This window comes from Chitinophaga sp. YIM B06452 (assembly GCF_039655965.1).
In the GTDB taxonomy this organism is placed as follows: Bacteria; Bacteroidota; Bacteroidia; order Chitinophagales; family Chitinophagaceae; genus Chitinophaga.
Genome location: NZ_JAWLKY010000005.1, coordinates 282,524 through 304,179 on the forward strand (window position 1 = coordinate 282,524; position 21,656 = coordinate 304,179).

Sequence of the window (21,656 nt, forward strand, 5' to 3'; positions counted from 1 at the left end):
TGGATTCCAAAACAAACATCTATTCCGCTTTTAAAATAATAGTCATGAAAAGGTTTTTCGTTCCACTTATTATCATTATAAGCCTTACAGGATGTCTGAAGAAAAAAATAGAGATAACAGCGGAATATGTTATTAATGAGAACTGGAGTAAACGTGTAAACTCAATAAAAATAAATAAACTCAAAGTAAAAGAGGATAGTACTATAAATCCTTTTTCGAATTTAACTCATATTGATCTATTAGGAAAACTTGAAGACGACACTACATTTATATTTGTAGGCAACGTCAAATATAATGGTGAAAACTATTCTACCCGAAAAGTTTTTTTTAACAAAAAAAATAATTTTTTGTGGTGGACAACCAAGGGGGACACACAAACAGATACAATTGGCACCTTGCAAAAGAATACTTGGTATAAATTTTCCAACCTATTAACCTATCCATACTACCTTTATATATACGTTGACAGCACAAGCCAAGTGCATCGTTTTGATGTAAATCAGTCCAATTATTAATATGGGTTACAAAATACATGCGAGAACCATCTTTAGAAACGATAGTCATATGAAAAAAATTGTTATACTCATCACGATTATAAGCCTTACAAGTTGCCGCCTGATAGAAAAAAATAGAGATAACAGCGGACTATATTACCAATTCGAATTGGGATGAGCAAGCGAATGCAATAACAATTGATAAACTTATTCTAAAAAATGACAGTACTATAAACCTTTTTTCAGAAGTATCATATGTTGAACTACTGGAAAAATTTGACTTCGACACATCATTCTCATTTGAAGCCAACGTTAAATATAATGGGGAAAAATATGCCAAACGAAAAGTGTACTTTAATAAAAAAGAAAATTTTTATTGGCTATCAAATAAGTTTGAAACAAAATCAGAAACCATTGGCAGCTTGCGAAAAAATACCTGGTATAGATTTTCCGGCTTGGTAACTTTCCCATACTATCTATATATTTATGTCGACAGTACAAACAAAACGCATCGTTTTGACGTGAACCAGGCTAATTATTGACCCAATGAACCTCAAACCATAAATGCCCTAAACATATTCCCTATGCGTTGTAAATCTATCGCTGTATGCCTGGCCTTACTGATAATATCCCCAGTAATAAACGGGCAGGAATACAACACGCTAAGCACCCTGACCCCGCTTCCTCCTAATACGGCCTCTTTATTCAAAACAATGGAGAAGCCCACCGGCTCTTTTACCGGCATACCTCCTATTGATATTCCGTTACATACTGTAACACGACAGGGGCAGACCATTCCTATTGCCCTAAGCTACAACGCAGGAGGAATCAAGGTAGAAGAAATTGCCAGCTCAGTAGGGCTGGGCTGGAACCTGATGGCTGGCGGGACAATCACGCGCATAAAAAACGGCCTCCCGGATGAAACAACCACTAACGGCTACCTGGATTGTTCTATCAAACCTCACATGTTTGACTATAGCAGGTGGCATATGGAACTTTATTCAGGAGGCGGATTGGACCTTGAGCCGGACCTGTTTATGTTTACCTTCAATGGCAGAAGCGGGCGCTTCGCTTTCGACATCAATAGAAATATTCACCTGCTCGATCAGCAAAAGGACTTTATCGTTAAGCCACTGTGGCAAACAAATCTGCCTTCACCTTCGGATTCTCTTTTCGCCGGGTTCACAATAACAGATGACAAAGGCATCACTTACTATTTTGGAACAAATAAAGACAGAAGTACCAGTGCCACCAACTATAATTCCTCAGATTTTTACACGACGGGCTGGCAGCTTATGCAGATCTGCGATATCAATGGAACAGAGCTTGCTTCATTTACATACCAGCAAGGAGCTTTTCATTATGAAGCGAGAAGGCAGGCATTTGAAGTAAAATTTTTTGGCGGTATCGGTGATTCCCAGATGGGCTGTACCCCGGGAGACTACAATGGCGCTAATTACTATTCGGATGTCCACGCCTATGAAACGTTTATAAAGGAAATCAGGATGGGTGGCGAAAAAGTCGTGTTCTGGTACGGTAATCGATTCGACTTTCAGGGTGCGCTAAAGGCGGATAGTATGCAAGTGCTCGATGAGTCCAACAACATCAGAAAACGGTTCCATTTTAACTATGGCTATTTTACTGTACCCGGCGCATCTCCAACATACGATAATTTAAATAAACGGCTTAAGCTGCTGAATATGTCGCAACTTCCCGTGACCGGCACAGACTCCATAACACATTCCTTCACTTATATCGAAACCGAGAATCTTCCCAGCCGGCTCACAGGGTCAACGGACTACTGGGGATTCTTCAATGGAGGCACCAGCGGAGGGCCCATTATCCCGAATGGGCTGTACTATTACCAGGGCAAAACAGTAGCCGTACAAAATCATGCCGAACGGCGCATCAACCATGCCTATACAAGTGCCAATACGCTAAAAAGAATAACTTTCCCTTCAGGCGGCTATCGCGAATTTACTTACGAAGGCAACCAGGTATTATATAACACATATTACAAATTCGAAAATATAGAACCGGATCTTAATGATCACACATCGGAAACCTACTTTGAATATCCGGCTGGTAATCCTTATCCGCTGGACGAGCCGGCTTATACAAAGGATATTACTATCAACAGCAGCTTCGGTTCATCGTTATTACATTTCCTGTTGTCCGGCTGGTCGACTCATTTTTTTGTGCGGATAATTGATAAGAACGGCGCCTTCGAAACCACACTTGCTGAGATTGAGAATGATTTGGATAATTATTATCTCCTGCCCAATGGTAACTACAGGTTCGAGCTATATTATAATTTCGATGGCAACTTCAGCCAGGTGTTTTTATGGTGGCGGGAACTAAATATGTCGCCAAACACCATCTCCAGGTACGGGGAAACATTCTATAAAACCCACCGGGACGCAGGCGGGCTTAGGATAAGCATGATAGATGACTACGACCCACTAACCAACAAACATCTTAAAACCTGGTATAAATATTATCTCCCTTCAGACACTACCCTGAGTAGCGGCATGCTCGTTTCTGTTCCTGCTATCCTCAGCAGAAACGGTTGCGAAGAACTAAATTGCGACCTGATGCGGATTTCTTCTTATAGTGCCTATCCTTTAAACTCCCAGCAAGGTTCATATGTATGTTATCCCAACGTCCGGGTAATTGAAGAGCAAAATGGGTATACCGATCAGTTGTTCACCTTTACGCAGGACACTGACGCATCAAATTTACTTTTCTTTCCGCCCGTCCCTGCTATTAATCATGGTTATCAGAGAGGTCAGCTGATGAGTCTTAAACACTACGATCAAAGCGGCAGCCTGATCAGGAACGACAGCACTGAATTTTATTATCAACCTATACCTCCGGCTCAAATTTACGGACATAGGGCGGCGGTTTATGTTCGGGAAACCTGGCTGGCTTGTGGCCAGGATTGCAGCCTTCTTGTCCGCCCCGAACCCGTGCCCAAAACTCAATGGAGCACTGTTTATTCGTCCAATGGCGACTTTCAGACCAAAACAGAGTATACCTACAACGATGAGTTTTACCGGTCAGGCATAAAACGAGTGAAAGTAACTCATAGTGACAGCAGTATACAGGAAACATGGTACCGTTACCCATACAATGTTCTCTCAGATTTTAAATTAGGTTTGAGCACTGCTGAAAGAACGATGAAGGACACTTTACTTAAGTACAACTACCTGCAACCAATAGAAACAACCACATATTTAAAAACCGGGGCTGATTCCATTTTACAACAAGGGACAAAAAACAGCTGGGAATTTTTCCACACCTTTAAAAAATACCCGGGTAAAATAAAACAATTCACATCAACCGCTGATTCCACGATAGTCAATCTATCCAATTACGACACAACCGGCAACCTCAGGGAAGCATACAAGACAAATAATATAAAAGAGGTGTTATTATGGGGCTATAACAATAAATATGTGGTGGCCAAAGTAACGGGATCGGATGTAGCTACTGTGAGCAGCTTCATCAATAATAATATTCTCCAGGCCCCGTCCAGCGATGCTGCATTAAGAACAGAACTTAATAAGATCCGTACAGGCCTTGCTAACTCCCAGGCCCAGGTAATCACCTACACACATCTTCCGGCTGTCGGCATATCATCGATTACAAATGAAGCTGGTGAAATAATTTTCTACGAATATGATAAACATGGAAGGCTTGAGCATATCAGGGATGAAAACAACAATATCATAAAGAAAATAGAATATAAAACCGCCCAATAACCGACATATGCACAAAAGCTTATTTTACATAATAGTTGCATGTTTAAGCTGCCTTTCATCCTTTGCGCAGGACGAAAAGGCTGTTGATTCCCTCGTTTCTCTCAAATCAGTCAGTGAAGTGAAAAAGCAGTTTGAACTGACCGAGACTGAGCAAAAGCGTTTATTTGAAGCAAATAAAATTGCGCGTCAGAAACAGAAGGAAGTGATGGCGTTGTATCGGAATACTCCAGCGTTCGCCGTGGCTTTTGACAGGGTTCAGCAACAAAAAGATTCAATCTATGCGGAAATACTGGGAAAAGAGAGATTCGTTAGGTATAAAAGCAGGGAAACACAAAACCGTGATCAATTCGAATTGGCCCAGCGATTGAAACAGCAACGACAAAAAGATTCTATCCAGGCTTTGATATTAAAAGAATAAAACCATGTGGACATCCCTCACCGCCTTCGGCAAACTCATCCGGCAGCATAACAAACAATGGTCCGGACTGATGCATACCGCCGCTTTTATATTTTTCGTGATCGGCGTTCTGGCCGGCGGGGTTATTATCAGCGTGCTGGGCATGGTCTTCATGCCTGAAGAGAATCTGACCGATCCCCCTACTTACCTGCTGAGCAACAGCCTGCGTTGTGGTTGCTGGGCAACAGTTATCGGCTGCGGGCTCACGGCGGCGGCTTTCAGCCGCAACAGTACGGCTCCGGGCTCTTTTGCGGAACTTTCCCGCCAAACGCCTAAGGTGGCCTGGCTGCGTTTCATTTCCCTGAGCCTGCTGCAAATTTTATTCGTGTTTATCGGGATGTACCTCACGTTCAAAAGGTCCGCCGCTTTTGCTTCGGAAGGGTTGCAGACGGCTGACCGGGCCAATACTTACTATTTATGGGCGATGAACTTTACGTTCTTGCTCACCCAGGTAACTGCCGCAGCTTTTGCGGGCATCGTTTTTATCAAAGGCGCAGGCGCCGCCAGCATAGCGCCTTACAGGGGTAAGCTGGCAATTTTGATGGTGACGGGTTTCATACTGGCCTCGCTGATCACTTCGGTCTTTTACGATCTCCATACCATTCTCCTCAGCCCCGTTCTTTTTTCCATACTCAGCCTGCCCGGCGGCGAGTACTCTTCTGCCGTCGTTATCGCCCTGTTTACCCTGCTTACCGCCCATATCTGGACCTGGCTGATTTGCAGCGCTTTTTATGAGGAAGAGATAGAATTCGAACTGGAAGAAGAAACCAAAGTGAACGTCCATAAATAACACAAATTGTCACAAAATTGTAATAGACTTTAAAGGCAACTTGTCCGCTTTCTCATCCCCTCCTATCACTCAAAGCCACTACAGTAAAGCGATTTTACAAAGAATGTATAAAAATCCCCATGTTTCCCCGACATTAAATGTTTTCGAAATTTTGTCTTACCCCTTTGTATTTTCGCTTTTAATTCCCAATCTTTGTAATACTAAAGTCATAAAATAATAGTGCATTTATTCAACTCACATATAATCCGTATCGCTTCACTCTCCTCCGGCGTGTACGGCACTATTATTACCACCACAACCACCACAACCCCATCGCGGGGTTAATTTTTCATATCGTCCACCGGCCAGGTAATACTGGCACACCGCAAAGCAGGGAACATCCCTTTTATATCCATTCAACACTTCCTTTCCATGCAAGTTTTAAAATTCGGCGGCACTTCCATAGGCAGCGCCGCAGCCATCGAGCAGGTTTGCAGTATCGTAGCCCAATACAAACGTAAAGGCAACATGGCCATCGTAGTGAGCGCCATGAGCGGCATCACGGATAAACTGATCCAATGCGGCCAGCTGGCCGGGCAATGCCAGGAACAATATAAATCCGTGCTCCAGGAAATAGAGACCAAACACCTCGATACCATCCGCGCGTTATTCCCCATCACCGTACAAAGCAGCCTCCTCAGCGAGGTGAAGAAACAACTCAACCAGCTGGAAGCCCTCTGCGATGGCATCTTCCAGGTAGGCGAACTCAGCAAACGCTGCCAGGATAAGATCATGAGCTTCGGCGAACTCCTCTCCTCCTGGATGGTAGCGGAAAAACTGAAGCAGACCGGGTTGAACGCCGCCTGGAAAGACAGCCGCGACCTCATATTCACCGACGCGCAGCATGGTCACGCCCTGGTAGACTTTGACGTGACCGACCACCAGGTGACCACCTTCTTCCAGCATCAAAGCGCCAACTTTGTCGTGCTGCCGGGTTTCATTGCTTCCAATGCGGATAAAGACACCACTACCCTCGGCCGCGGCGGCTCCGATTACACCGCCGCCATCATCGCCGCCGCCATGGATGCCAGCGTACTGGAGATCTGGACGGACGTGAGCGGCATGATGACCGCCGACCCGCGCCTGGTGCCGCAGGCCATCGCCATCCCGCGCATTTCTTACGAAGAAGCCATGGAACTTTCCCACTTCGGCGCCAAGGTGATCTACCCGCCCACTATCCAGCCGGTAATGAACCGCCGCATCCCCATCTGGATCAAAAATACCTTTGCACCGGACGATTACGGCACGCTTATACAGGACAACGGCGAAAAACCTTTCCCCGTTACCGGCATCTCCGGTATACAGAAGATCGCCCTGCTTACCCTCGAAGGCAGCGGCATGGTGGGCATTCCCGGCTTTTCCAAACGCCTGTTCGACGCGCTGCTGCGCGAAAAGGTGAACGTGATCCTCATCACCCAAAGCTCGTCGGAACACTCTATCACAGTGGGCATCCTCGAAAGCGACATGCTCAGCGCCAAAGCTGCGGTAGACAGTGAGTTCGTACAGGAAATACACGACAAGCGCATCGAGCCGCTGATCGTCGAAAAAGACCTTTGCATCGTGGCCGTAGTAGGCGACAATATGAAGAACCACCATGGCATGAGCGGAAAACTGTTCGGCGCACTGGGGCGCAACGCCATCAACGTGCGGGCTATCGCGCAGGGCTCTACGGAAAAAAATATCTCCGCCGTGATCAATAAAGCGGATGTAAAAAAAGCGCTGAACGTGATACACGAAGCGTTCTTCGAATCAGAGACCAAACAGGTGAACGTGTTCGTTGCGGGCACTGGCAACGTGGGCGGCAAGCTGTTGGAACAGCTGCAATTGCAGCAGGAATACCTGCTTCGCGAACTGGGCCTGCAGGTGCGCATCATTGCCCTGGCCAACAGCCGCAAGATGCGTTTCTCCGAAAGCGGGCTTTCCCTCGGCCAGTGGAAAGAGGAACTGGAAGCAGGCCATGAAATGGACCAGGAATTGTTCGCCAAACATATCCTGGACATGAACCTGCGCAACAGCGTGTTTGTAGACAATACCGCCAGCGATACCGTTGCAGGCATGTACAGTAATTTCCTGCGCAATGGCATTTCAGTGGTAACCTGTAACAAGATCGCGTGCTCTTCCGCCTATGCGGAATATAAAAAACTGAAAGACCTTGCCCGGAAGTTCAACGCTTCCTTCCTTTTCGAAACCAACGTGGGAGCGGGCTTACCCGTTATCAACACCTTGAACGACCTGGTGCGCAGCGGCGATAAAGTACAAACCATCGAAGCGGTGCTGAGCGGCAGCCTCAACTTCGTATTCAACCATTTCGTGAACGGCGCCAACTTCAGGCAGGTGGTAAAAGCCGCGCAGGACGAAGGTTACACCGAACCCGATCCGCGCATAGACCTGAGCGGCAAAGACGTGATGCGGAAAATACTCATACTGGCGCGGGAAAGCGGCGCGGTGCTGGAAATGGAAGACATAGAGAACCTATCCTTCCTGCCCGCGGAATGCCTGCATGCGAAAGACGTGCCTGCTTTCTACGAACAGCTCGATGTACATGCCGCACATTTCCAGCAGCTGCTGAGATCCGCGGCAGACAAGGGCGAACGCCTCAAGTTCGTAGCCCGTTATCACAACGGCAAAGCATCCGTCGGGCTGCAGTCCGTGGGGCCGCAGCACCCGTTCTACCAATTGGAAGGAAAGGATAACATCGTGCTGTTCACCACCAGCCGTTATTCCGCACAGCCATTGATCGTGAAGGGCGCCGGCGCCGGGGCAGACGTAACCGCTTCCGGCATATTTGCAGACATCATCAGAACCGTTCGATAATTTAAGATATGAACCAGGCAAACAATAAAATAAAGGTATTCTCTCCCGCCACCGTTGCCAACGTGGCCTGTGGTTTCGATGTGATAGGGCTTGCGCTGGAAGGCACCGGCGACGAAATGGAACTGAGCCTGAGCGATAAACCCGGCGTGCGCATCACTTCCATCGAAGGTGCAGACCTTCCGCTGGAAGCCTCCCAGAACGTGGCCGGCGTGGCACTCATGGCCCTTTTACAGGAATACGGCAAGCCGGAGACCGGTATGGAAATTTCCATCAAAAAGAACATCCACCCGGGCAGCGGCATCGGCTCCAGCGCCGCCAGCGCGGCAGGCGCAGTGGTAGGTGGCAATATGCTGCTGGGCAATCCCTTTTCCCCCGAAGCGCTGATCCGCTTTGCCATGGAAGGCGAAAGACTGGCCTGCGGCACGCCGCATGCGGACAATGTGGCCCCCGCCATCCTCGGCGGCTTCACGCTCGTGCGCAGCTACCAGCCGCTGGATGTGATCAGGCTGCACACCCCGCAGGACCTTTGGGTAACCGTGATACACCCGCAGATAGAAGTGAAAACGGCGGACGCCAGGGGCATCCTCAAACAACAGGTGCTGCTGAAAGACGCCATCCGCCAGTGGGGCAACGTGGGCGCGCTTGTATCAGGCCTCTACACCGAAGATTACGGCCTCATCAGCCGCGCGCTGGAAGACGTGATCGTGGAGCCAATCCGTTCCATTCTCATCCCCGCCTTCCACGACCTGAAAATACGCTGCAAAGAAGCAGGCGCCCTGGGCGGCGGCATTTCGGGCAGCGGCCCTTCCGTGTTCATGCTCAGCAAAGGCGAAGCTAACGCCAGGGCCGTGGCCGCCATGATGGAAACTATTTACGCGCCGCTGGGCGTGGATTACCACATCCACGTGTCCCGCATCGGCCACTCCGGCGTTAAAGCCATAAACCTTTAAATCCATGCAATACTATAGCTTACAGAACCACCAGCACCGCGCCTCCTTCAGGGAAGCAGTGATCCAGGGCCTGGCGCCGGACAAAGGACTGTATTTCCCTTCGGAAATACCCAGGCTGGACAAGGATTTCATAGAACGGCTGGACGAATACGACCCGCAATACATTGCCCGCAAAGTGATACAGCCATTCGTGGGCAACGATATACCTGTGCAATACCTCACGCAGATCATCCGCGAAACGCTCACCTTTCCCTTCCCGCTGCGCGAAGTGGAAGAAAACGTATATGCGCTGGAGTTATTCCACGGCCCTACCCTTGCGTTCAAGGACGTGGGCGCCAAATTCATGGCCGGCTGCCTGGGTTATTTCAGGCGCGACGCCGGGCAGCCCGTTACCGTGCTGGTAGCCACCTCCGGCGATACCGGCGGGGCCGTGGCGCATGGTTTTTACGATGTGCCGGGCGTGGAAGTGGTGATCCTCTACCCTTCCGGCAAAGTGAGCGACTTGCAGGAAAAACAGCTCACCACGCTGGGCCGCAACATCCGCGCACTGGAGATCAAAGGTACGTTCGACGATTGCCAGCGCATGGTAAAGACCGCCTTCCTCGACGGCGAATTGCAGGCCCGCCGCCCGCTTACCTCCGCCAATTCCATCAATGTGGCCCGCTGGCTGCCGCAGATGTTCTACTACTTCATGGCCTACCGCAAGATCAAGCAGTGGCGCAGGGAAGCCGTGATATCTGTACCCAGCGGCAACTTCGGCAATATCTGTTCAGGCATGATGGCCGCCGCAATGGGCTTGCCCATACAGCATTTCGTGGCTTCAACGAATGTGAACGATACCGTGCCCCGCTTCATGGCAAACGGGAAATATGAGCCGCATAATGCTGTTCCCACGCTTTCCAACGCGATGGACGTGGCGGACCCCAGCAATTTCGTGCGCATCCTTCAACTCTTCTCACAAAACGAAAGAGCGCTGAAAGCCTCCCTCTCCGCCTACCGCTTCACGGACGAAGAAACCACGGCCGCGATGAAAAAAGTCTACAAAGACCACCAATACCTCATGGACCCGCATGGGGCTGTAGGATATCTTGGATTGAAAAAATACATGCAGCAGCATCCCGGCGTAACCGGCATTTTCCTGGAAACCGCCCACCCGGTGAAGTTTGCCAACACCATGCCCGCCGAACTGCAGGAGGCCATTGCCGCGCCGGACCGCGTGCAGCAAATGAACGGCCACCGCAAAGAATCGGTGCTGATGGACGCGGATTACGCGGACATGAAGGCATGGCTGATGCAATAAAAATTCCCTATGTTTGGGACTATGAAACTTTTATATGTGTTATGCATACCGGTGTTTTTTGCCGCCTGCCAGCAAAGCGGCACGGAGCAGAAAACACCGGTTGTAACAGATTCCCTCAGCGTGGCGATAGACAACATGAGAAAAGACCTGCAGGTAAAACCCGGAGACGCCGCCACCCGCATCTATCTCGCCAACGCGTTGATCCAACAGGGGAATTATCCCGCGGCTGACAGCCAGGCCGCCGTTCTCGAAAAACATCCCTCCACGCTTCCCAATGCTCTTTACATCTACGGTCTAACCTCGCTCAACCGGAAAGACACCGCCACGGCCATTTCGCATCTCACCAAAGCCATCGGCATCCGGAAAGACAGCAGCGAATACGAAGCTGTAATGCTTACGGCAGACCTGCTTCTTGGTAAAAAAGATTACAACCAGGCCCTTTCCCTGTATACACTTGCTTCTTCGATAGATTCCCTTTCCGCCGAAGCCAGCTATGCCGCCGGCGAAGTGTACGACCTCCAGGGAAAAGAAGCGCAGGCCAGGCAAAAATATGTCTACGCCCTTCAGCAAGACCCTGCGTACAGCCGGGCTTACATCGGGTTAGGCAATTTATCGTCCCGGTACGGGAAATGGAAAGAAGCCCTGCCGCATTACAACATGGCTGCGAAGGCTGACCCTACCAATGCCGATGCATTCTACCTCCGCGGGCGCGCCCTGCTCATACTGGGCAACAGGCCCGCCGGCATAGACGATCTCACCAAGGCGCTCTCCTTCCGGAAGAACTTCCCGGAAGCCCGGCAGCTCCTCGATTCCGTTAAAAATCAGTAGGTTTGTAATCCTTAAAATCATCCCGCTTGGAAAAGAAAACACCGCTTATCGCCCCCTCCTTACTGTCCGCTAATTTCCTGGAAATAGGGAAAGACGTGGAGATGATCAACAACAGCGAGGCCGACTGGCTGCACCTGGACGTGATGGACGGGCGCTTTGTGCCCAATATCAGCTTTGGCTTGCCGGTGATTGCCGCAGTTGCCAAAGTGAACAAGAAGGTAAACGATGTGCACCTGATGATCGAAGAGCCGGAGAAATACGCGGAAGCCTTTGCCAAGGCGGGCGCACAAATACTCACCGTTCATATCGAAGCCTGCCGCCACCTGCACCGGAACATTCAGCAGATCAAGGGGCTGGGCATGAAGGCCGGCGTAGCCCTTAACCCGCACACTTCCGTGAGCCAGCTCGAAAATATTATTGCAGACCTGGACCTGGTGCTGATCATGAGCGTGAACCCCGGTTTTGGAGGCCAGCATTTTATTGAAGGCACTTACGAAAAGATCAGGCAGGCAAAAGAACTGATCACCCGTTCCGGCTCGGAAGCGCTGATCGAAGTGGATGGCGGCGTAACGCTGCAAAACAGCAGGGCGGTCGTGGCGGCCGGCGCGGACGTGCTGGTGGCCGGCAATACCGTATTCTCAGCGAAAGATCCCGTGGAAATGATCCGCGCGCTGAAACATAATGGCTGAACAGTGCCCTGGCAGGGCATTTGGAAGCAAAACAAACGTACTTCCAGGCAGGGTTTGCCTGGAATTTTCATATACAAAAGCGCCTAACGCGCCAGCCCGAGGATGATATCGTTGGTAAGCGGCTTGGTGAGGTACCCTTCCACAAAATCGAAATTGCTCACCCGCTGGCGGTCCCTTTCGTCGATGGAAGAAGTCAGCACATAAACTTTCACAGGTTTGGGCAGCGTGCCGCGTACGGCAGAAAAGGCTTCCAGGAATTCCCAACCGTCCATCACGGGCATGTTCAGGTCCAGCAGGATGATATCCGGCAGGGAAGCGGGCTCCGCGATGTTCAGGCGGATATGATCCAGTACGTCCTGCGCATCGGAGAATTTTTTTACGTCATTGGTAACCCGTAACCGGTCCAGCATGATCTCGGTGATCTGCTGATGTATAGGGTCATCGTCTACTATAAAGATCGATCGTAGCGGCTCCATAGATTAGCTATTCGGGGCTGAAGGTAATGATAAATTTGGTTCCTGCGCCAGGCTGGCTCTCAGCATGAATGCTTCCACCCATTGCTTCGATCTGGCTCTTTGTTATAAATAGTCCTATTCCTTTGGCATCCTTGTTCTTATGAAACGTTTTCCTGAACCCGAAAAGTTTCGCCCCGTACCGTTCCATATCTATCCCCATCCCGTTATCTTCCGCCGTCAGCATCACCCCGCCGTCTACCAGCCTGCTTTGCAGTGTCAGCCTCGGCTTCCGGCCAGCCGCCCTGTATTTGATGGCATTGGTGAGCAGGTTCTGCAAAATACTGTCCAGGTAAATGCGCGGGTACTCAATGTACGGCGCTTCACTGAAATCTGTGATCAGTTCTATGCCGCTGGTCTCAATATCCACGAACAGGATGTCCTTCACTTTCTGCAACCGCTCGGAAAACACCAGCCGTTCCCGTTCCACGTTCAGGTCTTTGCGGATCTGCACTACTTCAATGAGGTCGTTCAGCGTTTCGTCTATATTCCGGATCACTTCCTGGAACATGCTGCGGTACAGCTCTTTTTCCTGCTCGCCGTCTGTATCGTTCATGATCTGCATCAGCGCCTTCAGGTTGGCGATGGGCGCGCGCAGGTTGTGTGAGGTGATGTGCGCGAAATCTTCCAGCTGTTTGTTCTGGTTCACCAGGTATTTATTGAGCGAGGAAAGCTGCTCGTTGGCCTTGCGCAGTTCCCGCTGCATCTTTTTACTGTCGGTAATGTTGCGGGTGAAGATGGAGATATTCCCGTCCTGCATGGGCGCCAGCAGGAATTCGTACCACTTGTCCGTAGCCGGCAGGTAGTTGGAGAAGGAAACGGGGGCCTGCAGGGCCATACACTGCTGCACGCGGGCGTGGAAGGTGGAGCCCACGAGGGTGGGGAATACTTCGAAGATATTCCGCCCGATCACTTTCCCGTGATCCACGATCTCCTGCGCCTTGCGGTTGATGAAGTTCACCTTGCCGTCTTTGTCCATCACGGCATACCCCATGTCTATGGTGTCAAAGAAAAGCCGCATCAGCTCTGCGTTCCGCGTCAGCTGGTTGCGTATCCTGAATTGTTCCGTCACGTCCTGTATTACGCCGTAGATGCGCACGATACGGCCGTTCCGGTATTCGGGCTTGCCGATGATGCGGCATTGCAACACGTTGTTCCTGGCGGTATTCACGGTGATCTGCAGGTCGAATGCCTTGCCCCGCTGCATGCATATGCTCACCGCCTGCTCTACCCGGCTCCGCGATTCTTCGGTGAAAAAGGACATGGACTTTTCGTAGGTCATATGCGTAAAGGGCGGCAGCTCGTGGATCTTGTAGGTCTGGGCGCCCCAGCGCATCTGCCGGGTGGTCATGTCTACCTCCCAGCCGCCGATCTTGCCGATCTCGCCGGTTTGCATGAGGAACTCGTGCGTTTTGGTGTTTTCCAGCTCCTGGCGTTTCTTCTCGGTAATATCATTCACCAGCGCCACCACGATCTGGTCCTTGTCTACCGGATCTTCCACGGGAAACATGGTAAGGTCCAGGAACACTTCGCGGTCCGCTTTTCCGCCGTTGCTGTGCACCTGGAACTCCACCTTCTTTTCCAGCCTGAGCATTTTGCCTTTTTGCAGCACCTGCATAAAAAGCTGGTCCAGCTCAAAGAGCCGGGCGAAGGGATCCTGGATGAGGTTGCTGTCCGGCTGTTCTTCCAGGCCGGTGCCGGCAAAGAACCGCCGCTGCGTCTGGTTCACCCGTCGAATGAACCCGAAGTTATCGAACTGGATATACCCGACGGGCAAATGTTCTACGATGGTATCCAGCAGGCGCTCGCTTTTTTCGAGGCTGAGCACTGCCAGTTTCTTTTCCGTGATCTCGCTGAGGATGATGAACAGGTAGGCGATCTCCCCCTGCAGATCCAGCACGGGGAAGCCTGTCACGTCGTAATACAGCGGCAGGATGCGGGTTACGTTGCCGTCGTGCTGCTCGGCATAACGCAGCAGCATTTCTTTTTTGACAGGGCCTTTGCGCTGCTTGACCTCGGTGAGCAGGGCGGTGAGGCCGGTACGGCGGTTGAAGGCGTCGCCGAACACGTTGTAGGGGCCATGATTGGCCGGGTGGCCTTCGCCGAGTATCTGCCGCTGGGCGGTGTTCATATTGCGGTGCCAGCCATCCGGCGTAAATTCCTGGAGGCCGACGGGCAGGTTTTCCAGCACGCTGCGGAAGAAACGTTCGTTGCGGCGCGCTTCGCTTTCCTGTTCCACGTTGCGGATCACCATCATCACGTGCACCGTGTTGTTGTCGCCGTAAAGGGGGCTGTAGCTGATCTTGAAATGAACGGGGGGCTGCCCGAAGGGCACGACATAGGCAAAGCGTTCGCCGCTGAGGGCGCGCTGCCAGTGCTCGATCGCGTCGTCTTTGATGTGCGGAGCGGCATCACAAAGGCGTAACATACTGTCCCCTGCCTCCAACGCTATAGCCAGGTATTTTTTATTCTCCCCGATAAAGGCACTATTCATGGCAACCAGCCGCAATTGTGCGTCAAACACCGCTACGGGGTCCGGCAATGCCTCCACCACCTGGCTCAGCAGGGCAATGTTCATGGAATTGTTCACTTTGGCATAGGCGGTTGGGATGGGCCAAATGTAGGGATTATATTATACAAATTCATGCTATTAATATGTGATAAAGGCTGTTATGTATTGTTTTCAAAAAATTCACAGGGGGATTCCACGGTGGGCTCCTTACTTTTAAATATCTTTGGGCAGGAAACAATAATTCCGATTTTACGTTAAACTATAGCAGATTAATATTCAAACAACAGGATGAAAGTTTTAATTCTCATGGGCTCTGAAAGCGATAAGCCTGTTATGCAGGAATCGCAGAATTACCTCCAGTATTTTGGCATTGAAAGTGAAATGATCGTGGCATCGGCCCACCGGAATCCGGACAAGGTGCGCGAACTCGTGATCAATGCCCAACCCCAGGGTTATGGTGTGATTATTGCAGCAGCTGGTATGGCAGCCGCTTTGCCGGGCGTGGTATCCGCGTATACCTCCCTCCCGGTGCTGGGTGTTCCCCTGGAAGGCGGTTTACCCGGCGGTGTGGACGCCCTGTATTCCATTGTGCAAATGCCCGCGGGCCTGCCGGTAGGCACCCTGGCGGTAGGTAAAGCAGGTGCAAGGAATGCGGCAGTGTTAGCGGCAAGGATCATTGCCCTGAGCGACAAAAAAACAGCCGAACGCGTAGAAGCGTTCAAACAGAACGGATACCGGGTCTAGCTCAGTTATTGCAGGATGCGTTGGCCCCGTGGTGCACGCATCCTGTTCTTCCAGTCCAGATCCGAAATGCAGACATCTAAATTGAACCGCACTTGACAGAATCGATCATTAACCTGGACAGCGTAAATCCCATTGAGTTTTTCGGCGTCAACAACGGAAAGCTGGACTTATTGAAAAAGAAGTTCCCCTTATTGAAGATCCTCAGCCGCGGCACACAGCTGAAACTTTCCGGCGCGCCGGAAGAAGTAGCCACCGCGAAGGAAAAGATCGGGCAGATCGTGAGCTACCTTGAACGTAACGGGCACCTGAGCGAGAATTATTTCGAGCAGATACTGGGCGAAGAGGAAGGTTCCGGCATCGATCATTTTAAGGACAGGAACCCGAATGAAGTGCTGGTATTCGGCCCCAACGGGCGCACGATCCGCGCGAAAACCGCCAACCAGAAGAAAATGGTGGCGCTGGCAGACAAGAACGACATCGTGTTTGCCATCGGCCCGGCCGGTACCGGGAAAACCTATACTGCTGTAGCCCTCGCCGTAAGAGCGCTGAAGAACAAGGCGGTACGCAAGATCATCCTCACCCGCCCTGCCGTGGAAGCAGGGGAAAGCCTGGGTTTCCTGCCAGGCGACCTGAAGGAAAAGATCGACCCATACCTGCGCCCGCTGTACGATGCGCTGGATGATATGATCCCGCCGGATAAGCTCAGTTATTTCATGACCAACAGGATCATCGAGATCGCACCCCTGGCCTACATGCGCGGCCGTACGCTGGATAACTCCTTTATCCTGCTCGACGAAGCACAGAACTCCACGGACCTGCAGATGAAAATGTTCCTCACCCGCATCGGCGCTTCCGCCAAGGCGATCATCACGGGCGACCTTACCCAGATAGACCTTCCCAAGAACCAGAAAAGCGGTCTTGGCAGGGCTACCCGCATCCTCCGCAATATAGACGGCATCGGGTACCTCGAACTGGATGAGGAAGACGTGGTACGTCACAGGCTGGTGAAAGCCATCATCAAGGCATACGACGCGGCGAGCGAAGAACATGGCGGCGAGAAGCGTGGGGACAATTAACACGGTTTTAACAGCCATTTATCGTAGTTTGCGCAATTGAATGATTCCTGTTAATTTTGTTAATGACATTATAACTTTAACCTATCAACCACATGAGCTATTACAGGCGAATTGTTTATTTGATGTGTGTCTCGGGAATATTTTTAACTAGCTGTAAAAAAAGACCTGAACCGCAGGAGGTTGCCTTGGAATTTATGCACGCCATACAGGAATCCAACTTCGAGCGCGCTAAAGAATTTGCTACCAAAGAATCACAACAGGTTATACTGCTCTACTCCATTTTTGACGGGAAACGCAATGAAAACGAGCGTGAAAAGATCAAAAATGCAAAGCTGGAAGTGGTGAACCACCAGGAAGACGGAGATAAAGCAACGGTCACCATCCTTAATTCCTCAGCCAGCCAGCAGGAAACCCTGCAACTGGTAAAGGAAAGCGGTCAATGGAAAATATCCCTGACACTTGAGAGCATCCTCCCTACCTACGTGGCTCCCGGCACTATGGACATGAACTCAATGGCCCCGCAGACAACGGATTCTTCCACTGCACACTGATTCCCTCCATTATTTTATAGTATTTAACGGTTTGTTCCTTAATTTTGCGCCCACAAACCGGCAGAATCACTGATATTCAGGCTCCTGGAACACTTTATCGTTCCAACGGCCGCCCGGGTATCAGGGATACCTGTTTCAGGCCGTAAGGCCCGCTGCAAGCCCCTGCCGGCAGATTGATGCACATACTCATTTTTTAAAAGAATCATTGAATGACGATGACGACAACGAATCCATGGCACAGCGTAAGCCCCGGTGATAACGTGCCCCACACAGTAACCGGAATTATTGAAATACCGAAAGGCTCCCGCGCCAAATACGAGCTGGATAAGGAAAGCGGCCTGCTGAAGCTGGACCGCGTGCTGTACTCTTCCGTATACTACCCGGCCAATTACGGCTTCATCCCTAAAACATATTGTGACGATAACGACCCGCTGGACATCCTCATCCTCTCCCAGATCGACTGCGTGCCCCTGTGCATCGTAGATGCGAAGGTGATAGGCGTGATGCAGATGATAGACGGCGGCGAGGCGGACGATAAGATCATCGCCGTGGCTGCGCACGACATGAGCGTGAACCACATCAACGACATCAGCGAGCTGCCCCCGCACCTGCTGGAGGAGATCCGCCACTTCTTCGAAGAATACAAGAAGCTGGAGAACAAAACCGTGAAAGTGGAAGAATTCCAGAACAAGGCGAAAGCAGAACAGATCATCAACGACGCGTTTGACCTGTACGATAAAACGTTCGGACAACAAAACTAACCGCACATACCGTTACCCATCATTTCCGGTTTGATCCGTTTATGATCGCAGTAGTGGTGAAGATGCTGTTTTTTGATAAAACCTGAATAAAGGAATTTACCTGGAAAGTGACCGGAGGCAAGCTTTGCCTTTCAGTCACTTTCCTATTTTAAGGCCGGTTAAAGGAAAAGGCCTGCCAACCCGGTGCCATCGTAACCCAATGGCATATTCACGGTATGGACACTGTATGTCAACAGTATGGCTCCCGTATAGTTAAAGCGTTCATTACCCCTAGTAAAAGCGTTCATTACCCGAGGTTAAAGCGTTCACGACCCGGGGTAAAAGCGTTCAAACAGTATCGCTCTTAGGGGAACATTCTCTTGATCAGCCTGAGCTTATGCGTTCTCACCCCGGTATCCTTATTCACGATCCCCTGGTGATCGATAGGATCGACGCGCACTTTGCCGGAAGCGTGAATGATCTCGTGGTCGCTGAGCAGCAGGCCTACGTGGGTTATCTTACCGGCTTCGTTGTCGAAAAAAGCAAGGTCGCCGGGCTTTGCTTCCTGGATGAGGGACACCGTTTCGCCTTCGGTCGCCTGCTGGTAAGCGTCCCGCAGCAGGGGAATACCGAGGATTTTATACACGGTTTGTGTAAACCCCGAGCAATCAACGCCAAACACCGTTTTTCCGCCCCATAAATAGGCCGTATTCAGGAAAGTGTAGGCAATGGGCCACCATGCCAGGTGAGGCGATTTAGCAGGCGCAAACGGCTCAATCCCGGATTCTGCCGTTACTTTCACATTTCCCCATTGTGATCCGCCGAGTTTCAGCAAACTGCCGTAAGGAACATACACGGGCTGATCGTTCAGGTTAAGGCGGGCTGCCCATTGTGTGGCAATATGCGTGTAAGGGGCATTATAAAGGTCCAACGTAATGGTTTCCAGGTGAGATTGCGTTACCCAACCCTCGTACCCGTCGTACTGCAAGCGCACCTTCACCCAACCGTCTGCATTAACTGTTTCTGTTTCAACACATTCCCCGAAAATTGCCTGGGAGATCATTTCGCTTTTGTGGGAAGGTTCTGCGCGCAGCGGCATCACCGGCACGATCGTAATTGCAAGTGGCATGTTAATTGTTTAAAATATGTGGGCTGGGTGAACATTTGACCCGGTTTTGCGTAAATATAGTTATAAGCATATGCACCTTCAGTTAAATAACCTGAACGACAAGGAATTGCTGCTCCGCATGCGGAAGCTGCAGGACCGGGAAGCCACCGGCGTTCTGCTGGGCCGGTACAGCCACCTGCTGGTGGCGGTATGCCTGCCGAAGCTTTCCCAGGAGAAGCCAGCTGAAACCGTATTCCCTACGCTGATCCGCCAGATGTCTACCCAACTCTCCTCTTCATTCGGTAAGTTAAACGAAACTGTGTATGCAATAGTTCAAAGTTATTTCGCGACGGGCAACAAAACAACTGCCCCGTATATCACCCCGCCAACCCAGATCATACAGCGGCTGGAAACACAGGTGGAAGTCGCCGGCAATAACCCGATAGCCAGGGCAACGCTCACTGCCCGGATAGAACAGGCTTTGAGCCAGCTGAATAAAGAAGAAGCCGCCCTCCTTACCGGCTTTTACCTGGAACACCAAACGTTGCAGGAACTCGCGCAACACCATCGCACAACGGCAGACAAAGTAAGGAACTCCCTGAAAGGCATCAGGAAGAAAATAGCAACACAACTGAAGGACGTGGCTTATGAATAACGACTCTCCAAGGCAAGAACGGATCCTTAAGATCTTTACCCCTGTACGCTGCATCAACAGGGATCAACTGCTTCGTTACCACCGCGGCAATATGACAGCTGTGGAAAAGCACCTGGTTGAACAACATATTGTAGACTGCGATCTTTGCCATGATGCGCTGCAAGCCATGGGCAATCATCACCTGCATGAACAATACAGTCATCTTACACATGAGCTGAGCCAGTTCATCCACCGCGAATTCGCCCCCCCGCCGCAACCCGATAAAAAGCAGCAACAGCGCCAGATCCGGCAGCACAAGACCGCGGAAAGCCTGCTGTCTTACTTCTGGGCCATCATGTTCGTAGCCATCGGCGGCGGCAGCGTTTTCCTGCTGCAGCAACACCTGAAAAACAGGCCAGCCCTCGCCGCATTGCCCGCCCGTACATCAGAAGCGCTGGTCATCCCGGCTCCCGCAGCACCTCCGGCAGCAGCCGTAGATCCTAATTACCCGGCAACGCAAACGAACGACGGCAAACCATTGGTAATACACACTCAATATAATTCCAGCGCCCGCGATTCCATCAATAAGAACGACAGCACCACCATCAGTGCCGCCAATATCAAACCCATAAAACCGGCACCAAAAGATTCCGCTTCCCTCAAAAAGAAAGCGGTGAAAGACAGCACGCCCAAAACTTCCGCCGCAGACACCAACGCCCGCCTGGCGCTCAACACACCCGCCACGCTGAAAGAAGACCCCAAAAAAACGGAACCCAAAGACCCGAAAGATCAAAAATATACCGCCGAAGAAAGCAATAACACACCTAACCAGGCCGAAACAGACAAAAACATCAACCCTGCTAACACATCCAACAACACCGGCAAATCCAAAGAAAAAGAAGAGAAAGCGCCTGCCTCCGGCGACGAATCCCTCTTCCGCGCCGCCATGCAATACCAGCAGCAGGGCGACATGAACGAGGCGATCAACCAGTTCAAAAAACTCTCCGGCAACGAAAAATATTCCGAAAGAGCCAAATACCAGCTGGCCATGATCTACAAGAACAAAGGCCAGAACGGCAAAGCCAGAAGGCTCTTCAAAGAGATCATCAAAATGGAAGGCAACATGAAATCAATGGCACAAGCGCAACTCAACAACATGAATTAAAACTCAGGGGGCCCCGGGATTTTTACCAAAAAATTTGATAAAAAGAACTGGGCTTTGTTATTTCGGGGCTGCGGGCTCAGCTTTTTATCAAATTTTTTGGTAAAAATCCTTCCCCTTCGGGCCGCAGGGAAATTTTGTGACTGGGGGACTCATTTCCCTGCCTTGTGATTGGATTGCTTACGGGAACGGTTATACTAAATGCTTGCGCATTTATTTTCCTGGAGTTTCTCTGGTTTCTTTTCTCTTTTTCCCTTTTTTAACTCTTCCTTCTCTCTCCTATCCATCTCTTTCCGCGTTTTTTTCTCCTCTTTTCCTGCGTCTTCTTCTGCATCTCCTTCTCCATCTTCATTCGCCCTTTTTTAAAGACCATTGCCTGGGTGACATAGTGGAAAATTTTACCTTTTAATTTTTTTAAATGACTGAGCCCACTGCCCCGGAACAACTTTGCCCAGTTTCATTTAAAAAAATTAAAAGGTAAAATTTTATGGA

At 50.5% G+C, this 21,656-nt stretch carries 18 protein-coding genes; 15 read left to right on the top strand and 3 right to left on the bottom strand.

What is annotated here, in order from left to right:
• The first annotated feature begins 44 nt into the window (after positions 1-44).
• The 9 genes from R3I13_RS22760 (at position 45) to rpe (ending at position 12,125) form a co-directional block, all read left to right on the top strand.
• On the top strand, positions 45-515 hold the full coding sequence (locus tag R3I13_RS22760; RefSeq protein WP_346320280.1) for a hypothetical protein: 471 nt from the start codon (positions 45-47) through the stop codon (positions 513-515).
• Between the two features lie 692 nt (positions 516-1,207).
• Positions 1,208-4,258, top strand: coding sequence for a hypothetical protein (locus R3I13_RS22765; RefSeq protein ID WP_346320281.1), 3,051 nt, complete (start codon positions 1,208-1,210; stop codon positions 4,256-4,258).
• A 7-nt stretch (positions 4,259-4,265) separates the two neighbouring features.
• Positions 4,266-4,676: a hypothetical protein gene (locus tag R3I13_RS22770; RefSeq protein WP_346320282.1), complete on the top strand. Its 411-nt coding sequence runs from the start codon at positions 4,266-4,268 to the stop codon at positions 4,674-4,676.
• A 4-nt stretch (positions 4,677-4,680) separates the two neighbouring features.
• Positions 4,681-5,505, top strand: a complete 825-nt coding sequence (locus R3I13_RS22775) for a hypothetical protein (protein ID WP_346320283.1) — start codon at positions 4,681-4,683, stop codon at positions 5,503-5,505.
• Between the two features lie 411 nt (positions 5,506-5,916).
• Positions 5,917-8,358, top strand: a complete 2,442-nt coding sequence (thrA, locus tag R3I13_RS22780) for a bifunctional aspartate kinase/homoserine dehydrogenase I (RefSeq protein WP_346320284.1) — start codon at positions 5,917-5,919, stop codon at positions 8,356-8,358.
• An 8-nt stretch (positions 8,359-8,366) separates the two neighbouring features.
• On the top strand, positions 8,367-9,308 hold the full coding sequence (locus R3I13_RS22785) for a homoserine kinase (protein ID WP_346320285.1): 942 nt from the start codon (positions 8,367-8,369) through the stop codon (positions 9,306-9,308).
• Positions 9,309-9,312: 4 nt separating this feature from the next.
• A complete protein-coding gene (gene thrC / locus R3I13_RS22790) occupies positions 9,313-10,608 on the top strand; it encodes a threonine synthase (RefSeq protein WP_346320286.1) in 1,296 nt (431 codons plus the stop codon).
• A gap of 21 nt (positions 10,609-10,629) precedes the next feature.
• Positions 10,630-11,436: a tetratricopeptide repeat protein gene (locus R3I13_RS22795; protein WP_346320287.1), complete on the top strand. Its 807-nt coding sequence runs from the start codon at positions 10,630-10,632 to the stop codon at positions 11,434-11,436.
• 26 nt (positions 11,437-11,462) lie between these two features.
• Positions 11,463-12,125, top strand: a complete 663-nt coding sequence (gene rpe, locus R3I13_RS22800; protein ID WP_346320288.1) for a ribulose-phosphate 3-epimerase — start codon at positions 11,463-11,465, stop codon at positions 12,123-12,125.
• 83 nt (positions 12,126-12,208) lie between these two features.
• Here rpe and R3I13_RS22805 read toward each other — a convergent pair whose 3' ends face one another.
• Together R3I13_RS22805 and R3I13_RS22810 are read right to left on the bottom strand one after the other, a co-directional pair.
• A complete protein-coding gene (locus R3I13_RS22805; RefSeq protein ID WP_346320289.1) occupies positions 12,209-12,601 on the bottom strand; it encodes a response regulator in 393 nt (130 codons plus the stop codon).
• Between the two features lie 7 nt (positions 12,602-12,608).
• Positions 12,609-15,215, bottom strand: a complete 2,607-nt coding sequence (locus R3I13_RS22810) for a PAS domain-containing protein (protein ID WP_346320290.1) — start codon at positions 15,213-15,215, stop codon at positions 12,609-12,611.
• Between the two features lie 222 nt (positions 15,216-15,437).
• Between R3I13_RS22810 and purE the strand changes: the two genes are divergently transcribed.
• From purE to R3I13_RS22830, 4 genes are all read left to right on the top strand, one after another.
• Complete coding sequence (purE, locus tag R3I13_RS22815; protein WP_346320291.1) at positions 15,438-15,893, top strand: 5-(carboxyamino)imidazole ribonucleotide mutase; 456 nt, start codon at positions 15,438-15,440, stop codon at positions 15,891-15,893.
• Positions 15,894-15,985: 92 nt separating this feature from the next.
• A complete protein-coding gene (locus tag R3I13_RS22820) occupies positions 15,986-16,969 on the top strand; it encodes a PhoH family protein (RefSeq protein ID WP_346320292.1) in 984 nt (327 codons plus the stop codon).
• 194 nt (positions 16,970-17,163) lie between these two features.
• Complete coding sequence (locus R3I13_RS22825) at positions 17,164-17,520, top strand: hypothetical protein (protein WP_346320293.1); 357 nt, start codon at positions 17,164-17,166, stop codon at positions 17,518-17,520.
• A gap of 209 nt (positions 17,521-17,729) precedes the next feature.
• A complete protein-coding gene (locus R3I13_RS22830; protein WP_346320294.1) occupies positions 17,730-18,281 on the top strand; it encodes an inorganic diphosphatase in 552 nt (183 codons plus the stop codon).
• Positions 18,282-18,624: 343 nt separating this feature from the next.
• Here R3I13_RS22830 and R3I13_RS22835 read toward each other — a convergent pair whose 3' ends face one another.
• Positions 18,625-19,389, bottom strand: a complete 765-nt coding sequence (locus R3I13_RS22835) for a C40 family peptidase (RefSeq protein WP_346320295.1) — start codon at positions 19,387-19,389, stop codon at positions 18,625-18,627.
• Between the two features lie 70 nt (positions 19,390-19,459).
• Here R3I13_RS22835 and R3I13_RS22840 point away from each other — a divergent pair, with 70 nt between their 5' ends.
• Entirely contained in the window at positions 19,460-20,023 is a 564-nt protein-coding gene (locus R3I13_RS22840) for a hypothetical protein (RefSeq protein ID WP_346320296.1), read from the top strand.
• On the top strand, positions 20,016-21,167 hold the full coding sequence (locus R3I13_RS22845) for a tetratricopeptide repeat protein (RefSeq protein ID WP_346320297.1): 1,152 nt from the start codon (positions 20,016-20,018) through the stop codon (positions 21,165-21,167). The genes R3I13_RS22840 and R3I13_RS22845 overlap by 8 nt, the downstream gene beginning before the upstream one ends.
• The last annotated feature ends 489 nt before the right edge of the window (positions 21,168-21,656 follow it).